A 21,753-nucleotide genomic window follows, 5' to 3' on the forward strand; every position below is an offset into this window, starting at 1 on the left:
CCGCACATCTCTTTTTTGGGAGGTGTGCGGCAGAATCTGATATATGAGTAAAGTGAGGAAAAGCAAATGCCGCATTTACTGGAAGTAGAGGGGCTGACAACCGTTTTTGACAGCGACTACGGACGCACTGTCAGCGTGGACCATGTAAATTTTCATGTAGATAAGGGAGAAGTTGTATGTATCGTCGGCGAATCCGGCTGTGGCAAGAGTGTGACCTCACTTTCTATTATGGGGCTGCTTGGAAGAGGCGGAACCGTGACGGAGGGAAGCGTCGTATTCGAGGATAAGAACCTTCTGACGATGACGGAAAAAGAGCTGGATAAAATCCGGGGCGACCGTCTGACGATGATTTTCCAGGACCCGCTGACCTCTCTCGATCCGGTCTTTACAGTCGGCAACCAGCTGATGGAGAGCATCCGAAAGCATATGAGACTGTCAAAAGAAGAGGCGCGAAAGCGGGCAGAGCAGATTTTAGGAAAAGTTGGTATGCCCGATCCTCACGGTGTCATGAAAAAATATCCCCATACGCTTTCCGGCGGCATGCGCCAGCGTGTGATGATCGCGATGGCTCTGTGCTGCAATCCGGGCCTGCTGATCGCAGATGAACCGACGACGGCACTGGATGTGACGATTCAGGCACAGATTATGGCGCTGTTGCGCAATCTGCAAAAAGAGAGCGGGATGTCGATGATCCTGATCACCCATGACATCGGGCTGGTAGCGAGCATGGCGGACCGCGTGATCGTTATGTACGCCGGACAGATGATCGAGGAAGCACCGGTAAAGGAGCTGTTTGCTGCACCGGCACATCCGTATACAAAGGCACTTTTGCAGACGGTTCCCGGAATTTATGACGAAAAGGACAGGGAGCTTGTCGCGATTCCCGGCATGGTTCCGGAAAACTATGATTCGATCCCCGGCTGTCGGTTTGCAGACCGCTGCGCCTTCCGGACAAAAGGCTGCGATCAGCCTCAGAGCTACAGACAGATCGGGGAAGGACATTTTGTCAGATGTATGCTCGCCAAAGAAGGAGAAACGTGAAGATGAGCATAAATATGGAAGAAAAAAACACGGAGAAGGAGCCGCTGATCCGGGTAGAAAACCTGAAAAAATATTATCCCATCCGGGGCGGCGTTATTACCCATACGACAGGCTATGTGCATTCGGTGGACGGCGTTTCCTTTTCGATTGCAGAGGGAGAAACCCTCGGTCTGGTGGGCGAATCCGGCTGCGGCAAATCGACGGTGGGCAGACAGCTGGTCGGCCTGGAAAAGCCGACGGGCGGCAGGCTGTTTTATCATGGAAAGGATATGGAGAAGCTTTCCGGAAAAGAGAAAAAGAGCGTGCGCACGCAGCTGCAGATGGTGTTCCAGGACCCATATTCTTCCCTGAATCCGAGAAAGCATATTTATGAAATTTTATCCCAGCCGATGCTCTATCATGGGATTTCCAATAAAGAAACTGTCCACAGGGATGTTGATCGACTGCTGGATATGGTAGGACTTCCCAAACATGTCCTCGGACGCTACCCGCATGAGTTCTCCGGCGGACAGCGGCAGAGAATTGGGATAGCGCGGGCACTGTCTTTAAATCCCCGGTTTTTGGTCTGCGATGAGCCGGTCAGTGCGCTGGACGTTTCGATTCAGGCACAGATTCTGAATTTGCTGCGCAGCCTGCAAAAGGACCTGGGGCTGACGTGCATGTTCGTTGGACATGGACTCGGCGCGGTCAACTATGTCAGCGACCGGATCGCAGTCATGTACCTTGGTAAAATTGTGGAGATCGGGCCGGCGCAGGAGGTGTTCCATCATCCGGTACACCCTTACACCCGTGCCCTGATCGATGCAGTGCCGATTGCAGATCCCAAAAAGCGGGAACAAAAACCGCTTCTGACCGGAGAAATCGGCTCCAGCACGAACCCGCCCTCCGGCTGCCGCTTCCATCCGAGATGTCCGTATGCGACGGAAAGCTGCAGACAGGAAGTGCCGGAGCTTTGCAGTGTTTTCCCAGGCAGCAGTCATCTTGCGGCGTGCCCATATGCAATTGCGCAGCTGACTGGCGGCGCACCCGCATACGATGCGAAGATGCAGCAGGTTGTCGTAGAGCAGAAATGGAGATAAAAGTGACATGGGAAAATATATGATCAAGCGCATCCTGATCGCCATCCCGGTTCTGATCGGGATCACGATCATCGACTATGCGATTATGTGTCTTGCGGGCAGCCCACTGCAGATGCTGCAGGGACCCCGAATTTCCCAGGCTGCGGTTGCGGCAAAGGAAATCGCCCTCGGTCTGGATAAACCGTTTTATGTGCAGTATTTTGTCTGGTTAAAACAGCTTTTACATGGAAATATGGGCTATTCGATCAAGTCCTATCAGGCAGTCAGCGAGATGATCGCAAGCCATTTGGGACCGACGCTTTTGCTGATGGGCGTATCGCTTCTGGTCAGCTTGCTGATGGCGGTGCCCGCCGGAATTTACAGTGCGATCAAGCAGTATTCCGCAGGAGATTATACGGTTGTTACACTTTCCTTCTTGGGAAGCAGCGTGCCCGGATTTTTCCTTTCTTTGCTGTTGATCTATCTGTTTACGGTAAAACTTGGCTGGCTTCCGTCCAGCGGAATGGCGACGCTCGGAACTGCAGGCGGCGCGGGTGATGTGGCAAAGCATATGGTGATGCCGGTGTTAGTCTTGGCTACCTCCATGGCGGGTACAAATATCCGTTATATTCGAAGCGCGATGCTGGAAATTTTGCAGCAGGATTACCTGCGCACGGCAAAGGCAAAGGGAATCGGAAGATTTCTTGTCATCAATAAGCATGCGCTGCGCAACGCACTGATCCCGATTATTACGGTAATCGGAATGGAGATTCCGGTGCTGTTCGGCGGTCAGGTTATCATTGAGCAGGTCTTTTCCTGGCCGGGACTCGGACTGATGACGATGAGCGCAATCACGAACCGGGATTATCCGGTTATTATGGGTGTCTGCCTGCTGTCTGCAATCGTTGTGCTGGCGGCAAACCTGATTACGGATATTTTATATGCGCTGGCAGACCCGACAATCCAGCTGAAATAGGAGCGGCGAAGATGGAGAAAAAAGATCGTATCAAAAAAGATATTTCAAGAGAAAGCTATTTGCAGACCGTCATCCGTCGTTTTAAACAACATCATCTGGCAACGGTCAGCCTTGTGATTTTAGCGGTTTTGGTGGTGGCAGCGCTTTTGGCCCCGATCATCGCACCGTACAATCCGGATGAAATCGTCGGAGGCTTTTCCAAAGCGCCCACAGCAGAGCATTGGCTGGGAACGGATCAGATCGGTCGTGACGTCTTGAGCCGGCTTTTGTATGCGACGCGGATTTCCCTGTTGGTCGGTGTGCTGGCGACGGCGATCTCTACTGTGATCGGTGTGATTCTAGGACTGATCGCCGGGTATTTTGGCGGCGCTGCGGATATGATTATCATGCGCTTTACGGATATGGTCATGTCGTTTCCCTATATTTTGCTGGTGCTGGTTGCGGCGTCGATTTTTAAGCCGGGGCTCTGGAGCATCATCCTGATTCTGGGCTTTGTAGACTGGCCGGGAATTGCCCGTCTGGTTCGCGGCAATGTGCTGAGCCTGCGGGAGAGTAATTTTATTAAAAGTGATCTCGTGGCAGGAATGCCGCTTCCGTATATTCTGTTTTCCGAGATTCTGCCAAATACCGCTGCGCCGATTCTGGTGTATGCAACGTCGGTTCTGGCGTTGTCGATGTTGGATGAGGCGGCACTTTCGTTCCTCGGAATGGGTGTGCAGCCGCCGACCGCGAGCCTTGGAAACATGTTAAACGGCGCGCAGTCGCTGACTGTACTGACGAAACAGCCGTGGCTCTGGATTCCGTCCGGGCTGATGATCGTGGTGCTGGTCATTGCGATTAACTTTATCGGTGACGCGCTGCGGGATGCGCTGGATCCCAATAGCGGAAAGTAAGACTGGAACACGCAAAAGCAGAAAGAACTGCAGCAGGAACACTGCAGGAGGACATCGGAGGGATTTGCGATGATACAGGAAATGGATTTAATGGAAATTTTTTACTGGTTTCACAGACATCCGGAGCTGTCTTATGAGGAATACGATACAACTGCACAGATTAAAAAGCTGTTGAAAGCAGCGGATGTAAAGATCCTGCCGATTCCGATGGAAACCGGTCTGATTGCGGAGGTAAAGGGAGAAAAGGATGGTCCGCTGCAGGCACTTCGCTGCGATATTGACGCGCTGCCGATTACTGAGCTGACGGATTTACCTTATGCGTCGAAATGTCCGGGAAAGATGCACGCCTGCGGACACGATTTTCACATCACGGCGGGAATCGGGACTGCGATCTGGCTGCAGGAACATAAGGACGAGCTCTGTGGGACAGTGCGGTTTTTCTTCCAGCCAGGAGAAGAGTCCTCCTTGGGGGCATGGAAAGTGTTGGAAACGACGGCACTCGATTCGGTTACGCGCGTCTGGGGCTTTCATTCTGATCCGACCAATTTGGTCAATGCCATCGGCATCCGGGAGGGCGCAGTTGCGGCGGCAGTAGATCGGTTTGTGATTACGATAACGGGCGTCGGCTGCCACGGCGCACACCCGGATGATGGAGTTGATCCAATTCCGGCGGCTGCAGCCATGGTTCAGGCATTTCAGACGATCGTGACCCGCAATATCAATCCGTTCCATCCTACACTCATCAGCGTTACGCGATTGGAAGCGGGCAATACCTGGAATGTGATTCCGCAGACAGCACAGCTGGAGGGAACTGTTCGGACCATGGATCGGCAGGATCGCTGCCTGTTTGAAAAACGCTTAAAAGCAATTGCAGAGCAGACCGCATCTGCCTATGGAGCGTCCGCAGAGGTAGAGTGGATTCCGGGTCCTCCGGTTGTTTGCAACGATGCAGAAATGGCGGCTTTTGCAAGGAAAACGGCAGAAGCGGAGGGCTTTCAGACTGTTCCGGAAGAACAGTCGCTCGGCGGAGATGATTTTTCTTTCTACATGGAGAAAGTGCCCGGCTGCTATATTAAAATCGGCATCGGAAAGGGGGCGACAATCCATCAGCCGACCTTTCAGGTGGACCCGGCGGCATTGATGCCTGCGGTACGGTATTTGAGTCGTCTGCTGCTGCGCTGGGGCGAGGAAAATGCCTGAGTGACGCAGCCGAGGAATATGTACAGCAATACGCAGCTTTTGCGTAAGAACACAATATAAGAAAAGGGGTAAAAAACATGAGCACATTTCGATTTGCCATTATGGGAGCAGGTAACATCGCACATCAGTTTTGCGATGCAGTGACGCTGGTGGAGGACTGTGAGGTGAGCGCGATCGCCAGTAAGGATCTGGGACGCGCACAAAAATTTGCGGAGGAATGCAGCGTAGCCCATGCGTATGACAACTATGAGCAGATGCTGATAGAGGAAAAGCCGGACTGTGTTTATATTGCAGTGACGCCAAACGACCATTTCCGTCTGACGATGCTTTGTCTGGAGCATCGCGTTCCGGTGTTGTGCGAAAAAGCGATGTTTACAAACAGTGCAGAGGCAAAAGCCGTTTTTGAAAAAGCAGAAAAAGACCAAACCTTTGTAATGGAAGCGATGTGGAGTCGTTTTCTGCCGGCGGTCAACCAGGCAAAAAAATGGGCGACAGAAGGAAAAATCGGCAGACTGGAAGCCTTACAGGGAAGAATCGGTTTTCTCGCGCCGGAGGGAGCAGACAATCGGTATCACAGCCCTCTGCTGTGCGGCGGAGCTGCGACGGATATCACGGTTTATGCCTATGAAATCGCGACCTGGCTGGTCAATGAGCCTGTCCGCAAAACCTATGCGGCTGCGAACCTTGATCAGACCGGTGTAGACTTAACCGATCAGGTTACGGTGAAGTTCGAACATGTGCTGGCAGATCTTGTGACGAGCTTTGCAGCGCCCATGGGCAACAACATGGTGATTTACGGTCGGGAAGGGCGCATTGAGCTGCCCGATCCCCATTATGCGTCCAAATGCTTTTTATATGGGGCGGATGGAATGCTGAAGGAAGAATTCACAGATACGACGACGCAGAAGGGCTTTACCTACGAGATCGAAGAGACGATCCGCTGCGTGCGCGCAAAGAAGACGGAAAGTCCGGTTGTTCCGCATGCGACGACAATTGCCTGCGCGGAGCTGTTTGATCAGATTCAGACGGCAAAGAAAGAGTGAACTATCGGAAACAACGTGCAGAAAAAGGCGGTACAGATTTTGAGCTCTGTACCGCTTTTGTGTTGGTGTACCCGGTGCGCATTCCTGCAGGGCGGGGTTTCTGTCGCGAAGTTTAGAAATAATCCGAAAAATACGGTTTCTTGACCGGAATCAGCCGCTCCAGCCAGGTTAGCATGTAGTATTCCGTTGAAATTTTTTCATGGTCGTAAAGATAGGTCGGGCGCTTGTAGCCCATCATCAAGGCAGTGAGCGTGTTAATGTCGAGTTCTACGACGTTAATGGACTGATTGTCCTCGACACGCTCACAGGTTGTTCCACCCTCGTGCCAGGAAACGAGAAAATCTCCCTGATTCCAGGAAGCAAGGCCGTCTGTAACCCGGAAATGGATTTTGAAATCCTCCGGTTGGATCTGCCAGGGATACTCCTGCAAAAAGCTTTCAACATCCACGATTCGTGCCATAATATAGGGAGCTATCGTTTCTTCAATCTCACTGTCTTCAAACAGATATGCCATGGGTTCGCCGGAATAATTATCCCCTCGTACCTGTGTGATCATAGAAAAATGCGCGCTGATGTAGTTCCATAGACCGTGTCTGGCCTCGCTGGTTAAATAAACCATTTCCTTAATATGAAAAATTTCATTTGCAATGTAATAAACCAGATAACCAAGGGGCTTGTGCTCTTCATTATAATAAAGGGCTACGATCATATCATCATTTTCCCAGCGCCAGTATTCATCCCAGGCCAGCTTGTCGCGAATGAGTGCACCGTGGTGCTGCATGGCGAAATAGGAATACACGTTATGAAAATCCTCGGAATCCAGGCTGACACGTTCGACCATGCCCCGGACGGGGAAGGCCTTTGGAAGCTGCGTATCCTTGACAGTGAAGGTGAGTTTGTCGGACACGATCTCCCAGCCCATTTTCCGATAAAATGGAATGGAATATGGATATAGAAAGGAAATGGGAAGCTTCTTTTTGTGCATATAGTCGATGACATAGCGCATCAGGGAATGAATCAGTCCGCGTCCGGTGTATTCCGGATAAGTAGTGACTCCGGTGATGCCGCCCATCGCCATAATGTTATCCTGAATGTTGATCTGCATGGAATAAACAACGATCATGGATGCCAGCTTTTCTTTATAAAACCAACCGAGTACATAAGCGTCCTCGAGAATCGGACGTTTGGCATATTTGATCTCCTCCTGCTCCCAGCCGGTCTGGAAGAGCTCGTAGGAGGTTACCTGAAAAGCATACTGTAAAAGTGCGTTGAACTGCTCCAGATCGTTGTGATCGAGCTCACGCATGCGGAAATCACCGTTGATTTCAAGGTAAGTGTGCGTGTCCTTGTCTGACATAGAAGATGCCTCTTTTCTGAATGATGCGGTCTTTAGATTTCAAAGACATCATACAACCAAATGAAAGGCTCGTAAAGAGGAAAACTTTTCGCATGACAGCTTTTGAAATTTAGAGTATACTGTGATATCAGAGAGTCGTATGGATGAAACGACTGCAGAAAGGGACAGGAGGCAAATTGATGAATCAGATTCCCCAGGCAGGAGAAATTTATCAGCATTTTAAAGGAAAGCTTTATCGGATTGTGGCACTGGCAACCCATACGGAAACCGGTGAGCAGCTTGTGATCTATCAGGCACTTTATGGAGAGTTCCAGGTTTTTGCAAGACCGCTTTCCATGTTTTTGGAAAAGGTGGATGCAAAGAAATATCCTGATGCAGCGGGAAAAGACCGTTTTATGAGAATCCCGATGGCAGAAGCAGCGGCAGTGCCCCAGCCCGTTCCAGCGCCGTCAGAAAACCCTGTTGAGCCCCGGCCCGCTGCAATGTCGTCAGAGAACCCTGTTGAGCCCCGGCCCGCTGCAATGCCGTCAGAGAGCACTGTTGAGTCCCGGGCCGTTGCAGCATCCTCAGAGAACTCTGTTGAGCCCCAGCCCGATCCCGGTCTGCTCGCTTTTTTAGATGCGGACAGCTACGAAGAAAAGCTGGAAGTATTTGCATCGCTGGAGGGCAAAGTCGATCTTCATATGTTGAATGCCATTGCTGCTTCCCTGGATCTGGAGCTTTCGGAGGGCAGCTTGGAGGAGCAGTACGACACGCTGAAAAGCTGCCTGATGACACTGGAGCGTTATGAGTGCAATCGCCTGCGGTGAGCAAAAAAGAAAAAAACGGAGAACTGGATTGAAGCAACAAACCTCAAGGAATATTGAAGTACAGAGAAAACAGGAACTGTTAAACCGGATTGCGCCGGGGCTATTAACATGGTATGATAAAAGCAGACGGAGCTTACCCTGGCGGGAAGAACCGACGCCGTATCGGGTCTGGGTATCGGAGATCATGCTGCAGCAGACGCGGGTCGAGGCGGTAAAACCGTATTTTGCGCGCTTTATGGAACGACTGCCGGATATCGAAGCGCTCGCCGAAGTGGATGATGATGAATTATTAAAACTTTGGGAAGGGCTCGGCTATTACAGCAGGGCACGGAATTTAAAGGCTGCGGCACAGCAGATTGTGACAGAATACGGCGGAGAGATGCCGTCGGATTACAGGGAGCTTTTAAAGCTAAAAGGAATCGGAAGCTACACAGCTGGCGCGGTTTCTTCGATTGCCTTTAAACAGCCCAATCCCGCAGTGGACGGAAACGTGCTGCGCGTCATTGCCCGGCTTTTGGAGGATAACAGCGATATTTCCGATCAGTCGGTAAAAAAAAGAGTAGAGGATGATCTGCGTCCTGTCATGCCAAAGGATCGCCCCGGTGACTTTAATCAGGCGTTGATGGAGCTTGGCGCAACCGTCTGTCTGCCAAACGGTGCACCGAAGTGCAGCAACTGTCCGTGGCAGGAATTCTGTCTTGTAGGATTGCATGGCACCTGGCAGCAGTATCCGCAAAAGGCAGCCAAAAAGGCAAGGACGATCGAAGATAAGACGATTCTCGTGATTCGGACGAGTAGACAGGTCGTTTTGCGTAAGCGTCCGAAAAAGGGACTGCTGGCGGGACTGTATGAATTTCCGGCGATGGACAAAAAGGCATCGTTGGAAGAGGTCAGGGAATGGCTGAAAAAACAGGGTGTGGAAGCTGTCCGGATAGAGACGCTTCCGGAATCAAAGCATATTTTCACCCATAAGGAGTGGCACATGACCGGCTATCAGGTTCTGGTGGATGAACTGGAGCCCATGGGTCAGGATGAATCCCTCCTTTTTGTTGAGACACAGGAAATCGAAGGAAATTACCCGATTCCGTCCGCATTTGCAGCCTACAGCGCCTATCTGAAAATTCAGACAGGTATCCAGAAGATGAAAGGAACAACACTATGAAACTGCTTTCTATTGCAATTCCCTGCTATAATTCGCAGGATTATATGGCACATTGCATCGAATCTCTGCTTCCGGGGGGAGAGGATGTTGAAATTTTGATTGTCAACGACGGTTCGAAGGATGACACCGCTAAAATCGCAGACGAATATGCGGCAAAATATCCTACGATCGTAAAGGCGATCCATAAGGAAAACGGCGGACACGGCTCTGCGGTCAACACCGGAATTGAAAATGCGACCGGAATTTATTTTAAAGTGGTAGACAGTGACGACTGGGTAAAAGAAGATGCCTATCTCGCCATTCTGGAAAAGCTGAGAGAGCTGACCGGCGGTGTGGATACACTTGATCTTCTGATCAGCAACTTTGTTTACGAAAAAGAGGGTGAACGCCGCAAAAAGGTGATGCGTTATAAACATGTCCTGCCGGAATACCGTATGTTTGGCTGGGAAGATGTCGGACGTTTCCATGTTGGTCAGTATATCCTGATGCATTCCGTTATTTACCGGACGAAGCTTTTGCGGGAATGCGGTTTAAAGCTTCCGGAGCATACGTTTTATGTGGACAATATTTATGTCTTTGAGCCTCTGCCGTATGTCCGCAACATGTACTATCTGGATGTGAATTTCTACCGCTATTTTATCGGCAGGTCAGATCAGTCCGTCAACGAAAAGGTCATGACCGGACGAATCGACCAGCAGATCAAGGTCAACCAGATCATGACAGACTACTTTGTGGAAAAGAAGAGCGAGATCATGGGCAATAAGCCCCTTGCAAAGTATATGCTAAGCTATCTGGACATCATTACGACGATCTCCTCCATCCTGCTGATCCGCATCAACACACCGGAATCTCTCGAGAAAAAGCGTGAGCTGTTAAACTACATCAGCCAAAAGGACAAGAAGGTTTACAGAAAGCTGCGTTACGGCCTTTTAGGAAACTGTATGAATCTGCCTGGAAAAACCGGAAGATGGATTTCCGTGGAAGGCTACAAAATCTGCCAGAAGTTTTTTGGCTTCAACTAATCGAAAAAAATCTTGTTGTCCTTTGCAAATTGTGCTAGAATATACAATGGGTTTTTAGGGAATACGTTTACAGAAAGGATAATATGGGTGGATTTATGAAAAGACAAGACATTCATAAGGTACTGATTATTGGCTCAGGACCGATCATTATCGGACAGGCATGTGAGTTCGATTACTCCGGCACACAGGCTTGTAAGGCACTGAAAAAGCTGGGCTACGAAATCGTACTGGTAAACTCGAATCCGGCAACGATCATGACAGATCCGGACACAGCGGATATCACATATATTGAACCGCTGAATGTGGAACGTCTCGAGCAAATTATTGAGAAGGAACGCCCGGATGCACTGCTTCCGAACCTGGGCGGACAGTCCGGACTCAATCTTTGCTCCGAACTGCAGGCAGCAGGCGTGCTGGACAAATACAATGTAAAGGTAATCGGCGTTCAGGTAGATGCAATTGAGCGCGGCGAAGATCGTATTGAGTTTAAGAATACCATGAATGCGCTTGGTGTTGAGATGGCAAGAAGCGACGTCGCCTACTCCGTAGACGAGGCACTTGCGATTGCGGACAAGCTGGGATATCCGGTTGTTCTGCGTCCTGCATACACCATGGGCGGCGCCGGCGGCGGTCTTGTTTATAATAAGGAAGAATTAAAGACAGTCTGCGCAAGAGGTCTGCAGGCGAGCCTCGTGGGTCAGGTTCTGGTAGAAGAGTCCATTCTTGGATGGGAAGAGCTGGAGCTGGAAGTTGTCCGCGATGCAAAAGGAAATATGATTACCGTATGCTTTATTGAAAACATCGATCCCGTTGGCGTGCATACCGGTGATTCCTTCTGTTCCGCTCCAATGCTGACGATTTCCGAGGAGGTACAGAAGAAGCTGCAGGATCAGGCATATCGTATCGTAGACGCAATTGAGGTGATCGGCGGTACGAATGTACAGTTTGCACATGATCCGATTTCCGGTCGTGTTGTTGTTATTGAAATCAACCCCAGAACTTCCAGATCTTCTGCACTTGCAAGTAAGGCAACCGGTTTCCCGATCGCTCTTGTTTCTGCAATGCTGGCAAGCGGTCTGACTCTGGATGAAATTCCTTGCGGTAAATATGGCACACTGGATAAATACGTTCCGGACGGCGATTATATCGTTCTGAAATTCGCGCGCTGGGCATTTGAAAAGTTCAAGGGCGTAGAGGATAAACTCGGAACTCAGATGAGAGCAGTCGGCGAAGTTATGAGCATCGGCAAGACTTATAAGGAAGCATTCCAGAAAGCGATCCGTTCTCTGGAAAAGAGCCGTTATGGTCTTGGTCATGTAAAGGATTTTGATCAGAAGTCCAAAAAGGAGCTTCTGACCATGCTTGCAACTCCCAGCAGCGAGCGCTATTTCATCATGTATGAAGCACTGCGTAAGGGTGCATCTGTAGAAGAAATCAACAAACTGACCAAAGTTAAGGATTACTTTATCGAGCAGATGAAGGAGCTGGTTGAGGAAGAAGAGAAGCTCGTTGCTGCTTATCACGGACAGGTTCCTGCAGATGCTGATTTGAAACAGGCGAAGCTGGATGGCTTCTCTGATAAATATTTAAGCCAGATCCTGGGTGTATCCGAGGAAGCAATTCGGACACGCAGAACAGAGCTTGGTGTTGTGGAAGGCTGGGAAGGTGTTCATGTAAGTGGTACTGAGGATTCCGCATACTATTACTCCAGCTATCATATCAAGGACGAAAGCCCGGTAGACAACAGCAAACAGAAGGTAATGATCCTCGGCGGCGGTCCTAACAGAATCGGTCAGGGTATCGAATTCGATTACTGCTGCGTACATGCTGCAAAAGCACTGCGTAAGCTCGGATTCTCCACGATCATTGTAAACTGTAACCCTGAGACGGTATCCACAGACTACGACACTTCCGACAAGCTGTATTTCGAGCCTCTGACTCTGGAAGATGTCCTTGCAATTTATGAAAAAGAACAGCCGGTTGGCGTTATCGCACAGTTCGGTGGACAGACTCCGCTGAATCTGGCAGCAGACCTGAAGAAATACGGTGTCAATATTCTCGGAACCACTCCGGAAGCCATCGACCTTGCAGAAGACCGTGACCAGTTCCGTGAAATGATGGAGAAGCTGGAGATTCCGATGCCGGAAGCAGGCATGGCTGTCAATGTGGAAGAAGCATTGGAAACTGCTCACAGAATCGGCTATCCGGTTATGGTACGTCCTTCCTACGTCCTTGGTGGACGCGGCATGGAGGTCGTTTATGACGATGAAGCGCTGACCTTCTACATGCAGCAGGCAGTGGGTGTAACACCGGACAGACCGATCCTGATTGACCGATTCCTGCATCATGCAACCGAGTGTGAAGCGGACGCAATCAGCGATGGCGAGCATGTATTCGTTCCTTCTGTTATGGAGCATATCGAGCTGGCTGGTATTCACTCCGGTGACTCTGCTTGTATCATTCCCCCGAGAGGACTGACAGAAGAGCAGATCGAAACTCTGAAAGACTACACCAGAAAGATCGCAAAGGAGCTGCATGTTGTTGGCCTGATGAATATGCAGTATGCGATTGAGGACGGCAAGGTATTTGTCATCGAGGCAAATCCCCGTGCATCTAGAACCGTTCCGCTTGTATCCAAGGTCTGCGGCATCAACATGGTTCAGATTGCAACGGATATCGTTACCCTGCCTTATACCGGACGCAAGAGCCCGGTACCGGAGCTGAAAGAAAAGAAATTCGCTCACTACGGTGTAAAAGAAGCGGTATTCCCCTTCAATATGTTCCCGGAGGTTGACCCGGTACTCGGACCTGAAATGCGTTCCACCGGTGAGGTTCTTGGACTGTCTACAGACTTTGGTGATGCATTCTTCAAGGCAGAAGAAGCGACAAAGACCAAGCTGCCCACTTCCGGCTGCGTGCTGATTTCTGTTAATGACAGAGATAAGGCAGAGGTAGTTGACGTTGCAAGAGGCTTCTATCAGCTTGGCTTTGAAATTATGGCAACCGGCAGAACCTGTGACCTGATCGAACAGGCCGGTATTCCTGCCCTGAAGGTATGCAAGCTCAACGAGGGACGTCCGAACATCCTGGATAAGATCACGAATGACCAGATCCAGCTGATTGTCAATACTCCCCGCGGCAAGAAGGGTACAACCGACGACAGCTACATTCGTAAGGCTGCCATTAAGAACCGTATTCCGTATATTACAACCATGGCTGCTGCAAAGGCAACTGTAGAAGGCATCCGTTCCGCAAAACGTGACGGCAAGCTTCCGGTGCAGTCTCTGCAGGAGTTCCATGCAAGCATTATCGATAAATAAAATATCAGATAGCGATAATAAAAACAGCTGCCGTGTTTGTACGGCGGCTGTTTTTGCTACGGTGCGCCCGGCAGCATACAACGCGAATGGAAAATGAGGCTTCTTATATAAAAAAGAATGTGCCTTGGCACATTCTCGCGCCAAGGCGCGGTTGCTTTAGCAACCATCTACCCTTGCGCCGAGTGCGCATCCTCGCGGAGCGTTTATTATCGTATGAAAACGAAGTTTTCTATACGATAATAAAAAAAGGACATGCAGCTCATCCGGAGATGAAAAGCATGTCCTTCTTTTTATTCAAAGAAATTTATTTCAAAGAAATTTATTTCTAAGAAATTTATTTCTAAGAAATTTATTTCTAAGAAATTTATTTCTTTGCGCCCTGTTTTGCAACTGCGTTCATCTTAGCTTCGATAGCAGCCTGGTCGCCAAGGTAATGATGACCGGTTACGTTGAAGTTATCGTCAAACTCGTAAACAAGCGGAACGCCGGTAGGGATGTTCAGCTCTGTGATTTCATTCTCAGAGATGTTGTCCAGATATTTAACCAGAGCACGCAGAGAGTTGCCGTGAGCTGCGATCAGAACCTGCTTGCCAGCCAGCATGTCCTTCTTGATGTTCTCTTCATAGAAAGGAATTACTCTTGCGATGGTGTCCTTTAAGCTCTCTGTCAGAGGCAGCTCCTTCGGATCTACGTTCTTGTAAGGAGCCTGCAGAGCAGGATTACGCTCGTCGGTAGGCTCAAGAGCGGGGGGCTGAACGTCGAAAGAACGACGCCATACCTTAACCTGAGCTTCGCCGTATTTTTCAGCAGTTTCGGATTTGTTGAGACCCTGCAGAGCACCGTAATGACGCTCGTTTAATTTCCAGGTTTTGATAACAGGAATCCATTCTTCATTTAACTCCTGCAGAACATGGTTAGCGGTGTGGATTGCACGCTGCAGATAAGAAGTATAGCAAACATCAAAGGAGAAGCCTGCTTCCTTTAACAGAACGCCGCCCTGTGCAGCCTCCTTGTGTCCGGTTTCGGACAGATCTACGTCAGTCCAGCCGGTGAACAGGTTTTTCTGATTCCATACGCTTTCGCCATGGCGGATCATAACTAACTGATAACCCATAGTGATTGTTCCTCCTGATTGTGATTTAAGGCATTTAAGCCTGCTTGATTCCAAACAAGCATACACGATTTGAACGGAAAAATCAAGACTTTAGCTTGCCTTTTTAGACAGGATATGGTAATATCCTAACAGTTTGGTCATAGGGTTTGTCTGATACAGGGCTATAGATTTTGCAGTTTCTGAGATTAAAACTGCAGGGTTTATAGCTCTTTTTTATCGTATAGGAAACTTCGTTTCCATACGATAAAAATGCTCCGCGAGGATGCGTACTCGGCGCAAGGATAGATGGTTGCCGAGGCAACCGCGCCTCGGCGCGAGAATGTGCCAAGGCATATTTTTTTTATTTATGACAATAGAATGCTCGTAGAGCGTGCATTCTATTGTTGCCGTAGAGGAAAGGAAGGAGTCAAAATGGATCAGAATTTTATGAAAGAAAAGAAGGTGCTGCCGCTGGTATTGTCAATGTCTTTGCCGATGATGCTGTCGATGCTGATAAATTCGCTTTATAACATTATTGACAGTATGTTTGTGGCAAGGGTCGGAGAGAAGGCGCTGACGGCAATTTCTCTTGTCTATCCGCTGCAGACACTGGTCACGAGCATCAGCGTAGGCTTTGGGGTCGGAATCAGTGCAGCAGTCGCATTTTTCCTGGGAATGGGAGAACATAAAAAAGCGGATCAGAGCGCCTCTGAGGGGTTGTTTTTGAGCATTGTGCACGGTGTACTGATGTCGGTGCTTTTGACAGCAATTCTTCCGTCTTTTCTGAGACTTTTTACGACAGACGAAGAAATCTATCAGATGGGTATTACCTATGGAACCTGGGTACTGAGCTTTTCCCTTGTGATCTCCGTCTATATTGCTTATGAAAAAATTTATCAGTCACTGGGAAATATGATCGTTCCGACCTTATGTCTGGCAGCGGGCTGTCTGACGAATATTGTGTTGGATCCGATCCTCATTTTTGGAATTGGTCCCATTCCGCGGATGGAAGTAAAGGGTGCTGCGATTGCTACCGTGATCGGACAGATCGTGCCGCTTGTCATGTATATTGTATGGCATAGGAAAAAAGGGCTGGGCGTCTCCATCCATATAAAAGATATGAAGCCGGATCCTGCGATCTGTGGCAGGCTCTATGCGGTTGGAATCCCGTCTTCCCTGACTCTGGGCATGCCGTCCCTTTTGATTACTTTGCTGAACAAAATCGCAGGCGCGTTTTCTTCGGTTTATGTGTTGGTGCTGGGTGTTTATTTCAAGCTGCAGACCTTCCTTTATCTGCCTGCCAGCGGTATTGTGCAGGGCATGCGTCCGATATTGAGCTTTAATTACGGGGCAGGAGAAAAAAAGCGGATGAAGCAGATTCTATCCGTGTGTACCGGACTGATCTTTGGAATCCTGATGGTCGGTACGGCGCTGTTTTTGCTGCTTCCGGAACCGATCATGGGTATGTTTTCCAAGGACGGTGTAACGATCCGGGAAGGGGCGGCTGCACTTCGGATCATCAGCCTCGGATTTGTGGTTTCCGGAATCAGCGTTGTGGCTTCCGGTGCACTGGAGGCACTTGGGGAGGGAATCCCATCCTTTATCATTTCCTTGCTGCGCTATCTGGTGCTTATCGTTCCGGTTGCTTCCATTGGAAGCAGGATATTCGGTATTACAGGTGTCTGGGGTGCGTTCCCGGTGGCAGAAGTGCTGACTGCAGCTGTCTCAGCCGGAATTTTTACAGCAAGATACCGGGCGTGTTTGAAGAGACTGTGAAATCTTTTACATACCTGACCTCCTGAAATGAAAGAAACTATACAGGATTACTGTAAAAATCTTAAAAAAACTATGAAATAGCTAAAAATTTCAATAACTAATCAAAAAATATTCTATTTTTAATAAATCATCTTGTGATTATAATAGGTTTATCAGCTGAGAACGAAAGAAATTTAGCAAAACAACCAAATGGGAGGAAAAAATGAAAAGAAAAGCATTAGCAACAATGATGGCAGCAGCTATGGTATTATCCATGGTTGGCTGCGGCGGAGCCAAAACAGATTCTACAGCATCTACAACCACAACAGAAAAAACAGAAGCAGCGGCAACAGAAGCTGCAGATTCTGCTGCATCAGCAGATGCAACTGTAGAAAATAAAGACAAGCCTCTGTGCTGGTTTAACCGTCAGCCCTCCAGCAGTGCTACCGGCGAGCTGGACAAAGAAGCTCTGAACTTCAACGGCAATACTTACTATGTAGGGTTTGATGCTAATCAGGGTGCTGAACTGCAGGGACAGATGGTTCTGGATTACATCAAAAAGAATGCAGAAACCATTGACAGAAATGGTGATGGCGTGATCGGATATGTTCTGGCAATCGGTGATATCGGACACAACGATTCTATCGCTCGTACCCGTGGTGTTCGTTCTACACTGGGAACCGGCGTAGAAGCAGACGGCACAGTAGATTCCACACCGGCTGGAACAAACGTAGATGGAAAAGCAAAGGTTGTACAGGATGCAACTCTGGAAGTAGATGGAAAAACATATACGATCCGTGAGCTGGCTTCTCAGGAAATGAAGAACTCAGCAGGTGCAACATGGGATGCTGCAACAGCTGGTAATGCGATCGGAATCTGGACAGCTTCCTTCGGCGATCAGATTGATGTTGTTGTTTCCAATAACGATGGTATGGGAATGTCCATGTTCAACGCATGGGCAAAAGACAACAAGGTTCCTACCTTCGGTTACGATGCAAACAGCGATGCTGTAGCAGCGATCGGTGAAGGCTACGGCGGAACAATTTCTCAGCATGCAGACGTGCAGGCTTACCTGACACTGAGAGTCCTGCGTAACGCACTGGACGGTGTAGATATTGATACCGGTATCGGTACAGCAGATGATGCCGGAAACTGCCTGGTAGAAGGTGAAGACTACAGATACAGCGAAGAAGATAGATCCTACTATGCGTTAAATATTGCTGTAACAGCTGAAAACTACAACGATTTCACAGATTCGACAAGAGTTTATGACAAGGTTGCCAACCAGCTGGATGAAAGCAAGAGCCCGTCTAAAAAAGTATGGCTGAACATCTACAACGCATCGGATAACTTCCTGAGCTCTACCTATCAGCCGCTGCTGGAGAAGTATGATGATCTGCTGAACCTGAAAGTAGATTACATCGGTGGAGATGGACAGACAGAATCCAATATCACAAACCGTCTTGGAAACCCGAGCGAGTATGATGCTTTCGCAATTAACATGGTTAAGACCGATAATGCAGCAGCATACACATCTCTTCTTTCCAAATAATTAGAGATCGAAAAAGCGTAAATGGATGAATTTATAGAGGGGTGTCAGCAATGATGCCCTTCTTTACTAAGAAAAGGAAGCACAGCTATGACAGAAGATAAGAACAAATATATCTTATCGATTAACGGCATGAGCAAATCATTCGGTAGAAATAAGGTTCTGAAGCATATTAGCATGAATGTCAAACCTGGAACCATTATGGGACTGATGGGTGAAAACGGCGCCGGGAAATCGACAATGATGAAATGTCTTTTTGGAACCTATCAGAAAGATGAAGGAACCATCGTACTGGATGGAAAAGAAGTGAACTTTTCCGGACCAAAGGATGCACTGGAAAACGGGGTGGCAATGGTACACCAGGAGTTGAACCAGTGTCTTGAAAGAAGTGTTGTAGATAACATGTTCCTTGGAAGATACCCAAAGAATTCCCTTGGGGTTGTCGACGAAGGAAGAATGAAAAAAGAAACCTCAGATCTGTTCAGAAAACTGGGAATTACAGTGGATCTGACCCAACCAATGAAAAAAATGTCTGTATCTCAGAGGCAGATGTGTGAGATCGCAAAAGCGATTTCCTATCATTCCAAAGTTATCGTACTGGATGAGCCTACCTCATCTCTGACTGCACCGGAGGTTGAAAAACTCTTTAAGATGATGCGTCAGTTGAAGGCTCAGGGAATTTCTCTGATTTACATTTCACATAAAATGGATGAAATATTTGAAATCTGTGATGAAATATCGGTGCTGCGGGACGGAAGCCTGGTTATGACCAAGGCGAGCACAGAAACAGATATGAATGAACTGATCGCCGCCATGGTTGGTCGTTCTCTGGATAACAGATTTCCACCTGTAGACAATACACCGGGAGAAACCATTCTCTCCGTACAAAATATATCAACAAAATATGCACCAAAACTGCAGAACATTTCTTTTGATATCAGAAAAGGAGAAATCTTTGGATTTTATGGTCTGGTTGGTGCCGGTCGTACCGAGCTTCTGGAGACGATCTTCGGAATTCGTACAAAAGCAGAAGGAACGGTCGTGTATGACGGAAAACTGATGAACTTCTCCTCTCCGAAGGATGCTATGGATCATGGATTTGCACTGATTACAGAGGAAAGAAAAGCCAATGGTCTGTTCTTAAAGGGTGATATCACATTCAATACTACCATTGCAAATATGAATCATTATAAAAGCGGGATCGCATTATCCAATGATAAGATGGTACGTGCAACAGCCGATGAGATCAAGGTCATGCATACAAAATGTATGGGACCGGATGATATGATCTCCAACCTTTCCGGCGGTAACCAGCAGAAGGCCATCTTCGGTAAGTGGCTGGAGCGTTCTCCAAACGTATTCATGATGGATGATCCGACACGAGGAATCGACGTTGGAGCAAAATATGAAATCTATGAACTGATCATCAATATGGCAAAACAGGGAAAAACGATCATCGTTGTTTCTTCCGAAATGCCGGAAATTCTTGGTATTACCAACCGGATCGGTGTTATGTCCAACGGACGCCTGGCTGGAATTGTAAATACAAAAGAAACAAACCAGGAAGAATTACTGAGACTCAGTGCGAAATATCTGTAACAGGAGGAAAAGTGGAAATGGCAGAAAACAGCGTTATTATTTCGGCTGAAGAAGAAGCAAAGCTTTTGAAGCCCATCGATGAATATGTGGAAAAGATCCAAAAGAAAATTGACGCATTACGCGTAGACGGATCGGACAAGGTGAATGATCTGAAAAACCAGATCGCTATCGCAAAGGAAAATAAGAACTTATCCAAAGCACAGAGAGATAAGATCATTGAAAACAGCAAAAAAGAGCTGGAAAATGCGAAAAAGGTAGAAGCAGACAACAAGGAAGAAATTAAAAAGCTGATCGCAGAGGCAGAGGATTATCTGGCGAAGCATTACAAGAAGGATTACTACGATGTAGTAAACAATAGCTGTAAGGCTGCAAAGGCAGAAGAAAACAGCAGATATGAGAAGGTCAAAGCAGATTTAAAGAGCGAGCATCAGAAAAAGATCGCTTCTCTGAAGGATGCAGAGGAGATCAAGGCTGAAAAATATGTGTTGAAAAACAAATTGTTTGATGCACAGATGGCTCACGAATCCAGAATGCAGGAGATCAAAGACAGAAGACATGAAGCATTCATGCATAAATATCATCTGATCGATCTGCTGAGAACCTCCAAGTTCACATTCCCTCAGCAGAGAGCACAGAAACTGGAAAATTACAGATACTCCTTCAATTTATCCCAGTTTTTGTACAAAAATGGCCTGTACATCGTAATCATCCTGATTTTTATTGCATTGTGTATCATCACACCGATTGTTAAAAATACACAGCTGCTGACCGTTACCAACATCCTGAACATTTTGCAGCAGGCATCCCCGCGTATGTTCCTTGCACTTGGTGTTGCCGGCCTGATCCTGTTGACAGGTACGGACCTTTCGGTAGGACGTATGGTTGGTCTGGGTATGGTTACAGCAACCATTATCATGCATAATGGAATCAATACAGGTGCCGTATTCGGGCATATATTTGACTTCTCTGCTATGGCTCCTACTGCGAAAGCATTGCTTGCATTGTTAATGTGTGTGATCTTTACAACGGTATTTTCCATGATTGCCGGCTTCTTCATGGCAAGATTCAAAATGCATCCGTTTATTTCTACAATGGCGAATATGCTGATCATTTTTGGCCTGGTAACCTATGCTACCAAGGGTGTATCCTTCGGTGCCATCGATTTTGCGATCCCTAACACCTTCATTCCGCAGATCGGCAAATTCCCGACGATCATCCTGTGGGCAGTTGCAGCAGTTATCATTGTATGGTTTATCTGGAATAAAACAACATTTGGTAAAAACCTGTATGCGGTAGGCGGAAATCCGGAAGCAGCAGCAGTATCTGGTATTTCTGTATTCAAAGTAACGATGGGAGCATTTATCCTGGCAGGTATCCTGTATGGCTTCGGCTCCTGGCTGGAATGTAACCGTATGGTTGGTTCCGGAAGTGCAGCTTATGGACAGGGATGGGATATGGATGCCATCGCAGCCTGCGTAGTTGGCGGTGTTTCCTTTACCGGTGGTATCGGTAAGATTTCCGGAGTTGTAACGGGTGTATTGATCTTTACCTCTCTGACCTACTCTCTGACGATTCTGGGTATTGATACAAACCTTCAGTTCATCTTTGAAGGTATCATTATCCTGGCAGCCGTAACCCTTGACTGTCTGAAATATGTACAGAAAAAATAAGGATATCAACGTTGGAGGCTTTTGATTCCGACAACGTTTTTACAGGAAAATAGGAAAGCAGGACCGCCCGGCCGTCCGATGGATGGCGAGGGCGGTCTTTTGTCGTATAGGAAACTTCGTTTCTATACGATAAAAACGCTCCGCGAGGATGCGCACTCGGCGCAAGGGTAGATGGTTGCTAAAGCAACCGCGCCTCGGCGCGAGAA

Annotated in this window: 16 protein-coding genes; 14 read left to right on the forward strand and 2 right to left on the reverse strand. The window is 48.2% G+C overall.

Annotation, left to right across the window (positions count from 1 at the left end):
- The first annotated feature begins 66 nt into the window (after positions 1-66).
- The 6 genes from OCV62_RS15655 (at position 67) to OCV62_RS15680 (ending at position 6,211) form a co-directional block, all read left to right on the forward strand.
- Positions 67-1,041, forward strand: a complete 975-nt coding sequence (locus tag OCV62_RS15655; RefSeq protein ID WP_118763178.1) for an ABC transporter ATP-binding protein — start codon at positions 67-69, stop codon at positions 1,039-1,041.
- Between the two features lie 2 nt (positions 1,042-1,043).
- Complete coding sequence (locus OCV62_RS15660; protein ID WP_330667430.1) at positions 1,044-2,120, forward strand: ABC transporter ATP-binding protein; 1,077 nt, start codon at positions 1,044-1,046, stop codon at positions 2,118-2,120.
- Between the two features lie 7 nt (positions 2,121-2,127).
- Positions 2,128-3,075 carry an ABC transporter permease gene (locus tag OCV62_RS15665; protein ID WP_021916247.1) on the forward strand — a complete coding sequence of 316 codons (948 nt, stop codon included), beginning with the start codon at positions 2,128-2,130 and terminating at the stop codon, positions 3,073-3,075.
- A gap of 11 nt (positions 3,076-3,086) precedes the next feature.
- The gene (locus OCV62_RS15670) at positions 3,087-3,968 is read left to right on the forward strand and encodes an ABC transporter permease (protein ID WP_117962228.1); all 882 of its coding nucleotides are present in this window, start codon (positions 3,087-3,089) and stop codon (positions 3,966-3,968) included.
- A 69-nt stretch (positions 3,969-4,037) separates the two neighbouring features.
- Positions 4,038-5,168, forward strand: a complete 1,131-nt coding sequence (locus OCV62_RS15675; RefSeq protein WP_262587855.1) for an amidohydrolase — start codon at positions 4,038-4,040, stop codon at positions 5,166-5,168.
- A gap of 77 nt (positions 5,169-5,245) precedes the next feature.
- On the forward strand, positions 5,246-6,211 hold the full coding sequence (locus tag OCV62_RS15680; RefSeq protein ID WP_262587857.1) for a Gfo/Idh/MocA family protein: 966 nt from the start codon (positions 5,246-5,248) through the stop codon (positions 6,209-6,211).
- Between the two features lie 112 nt (positions 6,212-6,323).
- Here OCV62_RS15680 and OCV62_RS15685 read toward each other — a convergent pair whose 3' ends face one another.
- Positions 6,324-7,568 carry a GNAT family N-acetyltransferase gene (locus tag OCV62_RS15685; protein ID WP_262587859.1) on the reverse strand — a complete coding sequence of 415 codons (1,245 nt, stop codon included), beginning with the start codon at positions 7,566-7,568 and terminating at the stop codon, positions 6,324-6,326.
- 179 nt (positions 7,569-7,747) lie between these two features.
- On the opposite strand from OCV62_RS15685, the gene OCV62_RS15690 reads away from it, so the two are divergent.
- The 4 genes from OCV62_RS15690 (at position 7,748) to carB (ending at position 13,881) form a co-directional block, all read left to right on the forward strand.
- Positions 7,748-8,377 carry a DUF1653 domain-containing protein gene (locus OCV62_RS15690; protein ID WP_262587861.1) on the forward strand — a complete coding sequence of 210 codons (630 nt, stop codon included), beginning with the start codon at positions 7,748-7,750 and terminating at the stop codon, positions 8,375-8,377.
- 28 nt (positions 8,378-8,405) lie between these two features.
- Entirely contained in the window at positions 8,406-9,539 is a 1,134-nt protein-coding gene (gene mutY / locus OCV62_RS15695; RefSeq protein ID WP_262587864.1) for an A/G-specific adenine glycosylase, read from the forward strand.
- Entirely contained in the window at positions 9,536-10,561 is a 1,026-nt protein-coding gene (locus tag OCV62_RS15700) for a glycosyltransferase family 2 protein (protein ID WP_262587865.1), read from the forward strand. The genes mutY and OCV62_RS15700 overlap by 4 nt, the downstream gene beginning before the upstream one ends.
- A 95-nt stretch (positions 10,562-10,656) precedes the next feature.
- Positions 10,657-13,881 (forward strand): carbamoyl-phosphate synthase large subunit, encoded by a 3,225-nt coding sequence (gene carB, locus OCV62_RS15705; protein ID WP_262587867.1) that lies wholly within the window; start codon positions 10,657-10,659, stop codon positions 13,879-13,881.
- Positions 13,882-14,245: 364 nt separating this feature from the next.
- Here the strand turns inward: carB and gpmA are convergent, their stop codons facing one another.
- Positions 14,246-14,995, reverse strand: a complete 750-nt coding sequence (gpmA, locus tag OCV62_RS15710; protein ID WP_021916105.1) for a 2,3-diphosphoglycerate-dependent phosphoglycerate mutase — start codon at positions 14,993-14,995, stop codon at positions 14,246-14,248.
- Positions 14,996-15,406: 411 nt separating this feature from the next.
- On the opposite strand from gpmA, the gene OCV62_RS15715 reads away from it, so the two are divergent.
- From OCV62_RS15715 to OCV62_RS15730, 4 genes are all read left to right on the forward strand, one after another.
- Positions 15,407-16,750 (forward strand): MATE family efflux transporter, encoded by a 1,344-nt coding sequence (locus OCV62_RS15715; protein ID WP_262587869.1) that lies wholly within the window; start codon positions 15,407-15,409, stop codon positions 16,748-16,750.
- Positions 16,751-16,952: 202 nt separating this feature from the next.
- Positions 16,953-18,281: a substrate-binding domain-containing protein gene (locus tag OCV62_RS15720; protein WP_021916103.1), complete on the forward strand. Its 1,329-nt coding sequence runs from the start codon at positions 16,953-16,955 to the stop codon at positions 18,279-18,281.
- A gap of 87 nt (positions 18,282-18,368) precedes the next feature.
- Entirely contained in the window at positions 18,369-19,877 is a 1,509-nt protein-coding gene (locus OCV62_RS15725; protein ID WP_262587872.1) for a sugar ABC transporter ATP-binding protein, read from the forward strand.
- A 17-nt stretch (positions 19,878-19,894) separates the two neighbouring features.
- Complete coding sequence (locus OCV62_RS15730) at positions 19,895-21,547, forward strand: galactose/methyl galactoside ABC transporter permease MglC (RefSeq protein ID WP_262587873.1); 1,653 nt, start codon at positions 19,895-19,897, stop codon at positions 21,545-21,547.
- Positions 21,548-21,753 lie beyond the last annotated feature (206 nt).

The sequence above is a fragment of the Gallintestinimicrobium propionicum genome (assembly GCF_025567525.1).
In the GTDB taxonomy this organism is placed as follows: Bacteria; Bacillota; Clostridia; order Lachnospirales; family Lachnospiraceae; genus Gallintestinimicrobium; species Gallintestinimicrobium propionicum.

Coding starts and splice junctions, on each gene's coding strand:
- OCV62_RS15670 (WP_117962228.1), top strand. CDS start 3,087: ATGGAGAAAAAAGATCGTATCAAAAAAGATATTTCAAGAGAAAGCTAT.
- OCV62_RS15675 (WP_262587855.1), top strand. CDS start 4,038: ATGATACAGGAAATGGATTTAATGGAAATTTTTTACTGGTTTCACAGA.
- OCV62_RS15720 (WP_021916103.1), top strand. CDS start 16,953: ATGAAAAGAAAAGCATTAGCAACAATGATGGCAGCAGCTATGGTATTA.
- OCV62_RS15685 (WP_262587859.1), bottom strand. CDS start 7,568: ATGTCAGACAAGGACACGCACACTTACCTTGAAATCAACGGTGATTTC.
- gpmA (WP_021916105.1), bottom strand. CDS start 14,995: ATGGGTTATCAGTTAGTTATGATCCGCCATGGCGAAAGCGTATGGAAT.
- OCV62_RS15655 (WP_118763178.1), top strand. CDS start 67: ATGCCGCATTTACTGGAAGTAGAGGGGCTGACAACCGTTTTTGACAGC.
- OCV62_RS15665 (WP_021916247.1), top strand. CDS start 2,128: ATGGGAAAATATATGATCAAGCGCATCCTGATCGCCATCCCGGTTCTG.
- OCV62_RS15730 (WP_262587873.1), top strand. CDS start 19,895: ATGGCAGAAAACAGCGTTATTATTTCGGCTGAAGAAGAAGCAAAGCTT.
- OCV62_RS15680 (WP_262587857.1), top strand. CDS start 5,246: ATGAGCACATTTCGATTTGCCATTATGGGAGCAGGTAACATCGCACAT.
- OCV62_RS15725 (WP_262587872.1), top strand. CDS start 18,369: ATGACAGAAGATAAGAACAAATATATCTTATCGATTAACGGCATGAGC.
- carB (WP_262587867.1), top strand. CDS start 10,657: ATGAAAAGACAAGACATTCATAAGGTACTGATTATTGGCTCAGGACCG.
- OCV62_RS15700 (WP_262587865.1), top strand. CDS start 9,536: ATGAAACTGCTTTCTATTGCAATTCCCTGCTATAATTCGCAGGATTAT.
- OCV62_RS15660 (WP_330667430.1), top strand. CDS start 1,044: ATGAGCATAAATATGGAAGAAAAAAACACGGAGAAGGAGCCGCTGATC.
- OCV62_RS15715 (WP_262587869.1), top strand. CDS start 15,407: ATGGATCAGAATTTTATGAAAGAAAAGAAGGTGCTGCCGCTGGTATTG.
- OCV62_RS15690 (WP_262587861.1), top strand. CDS start 7,748: ATGAATCAGATTCCCCAGGCAGGAGAAATTTATCAGCATTTTAAAGGA.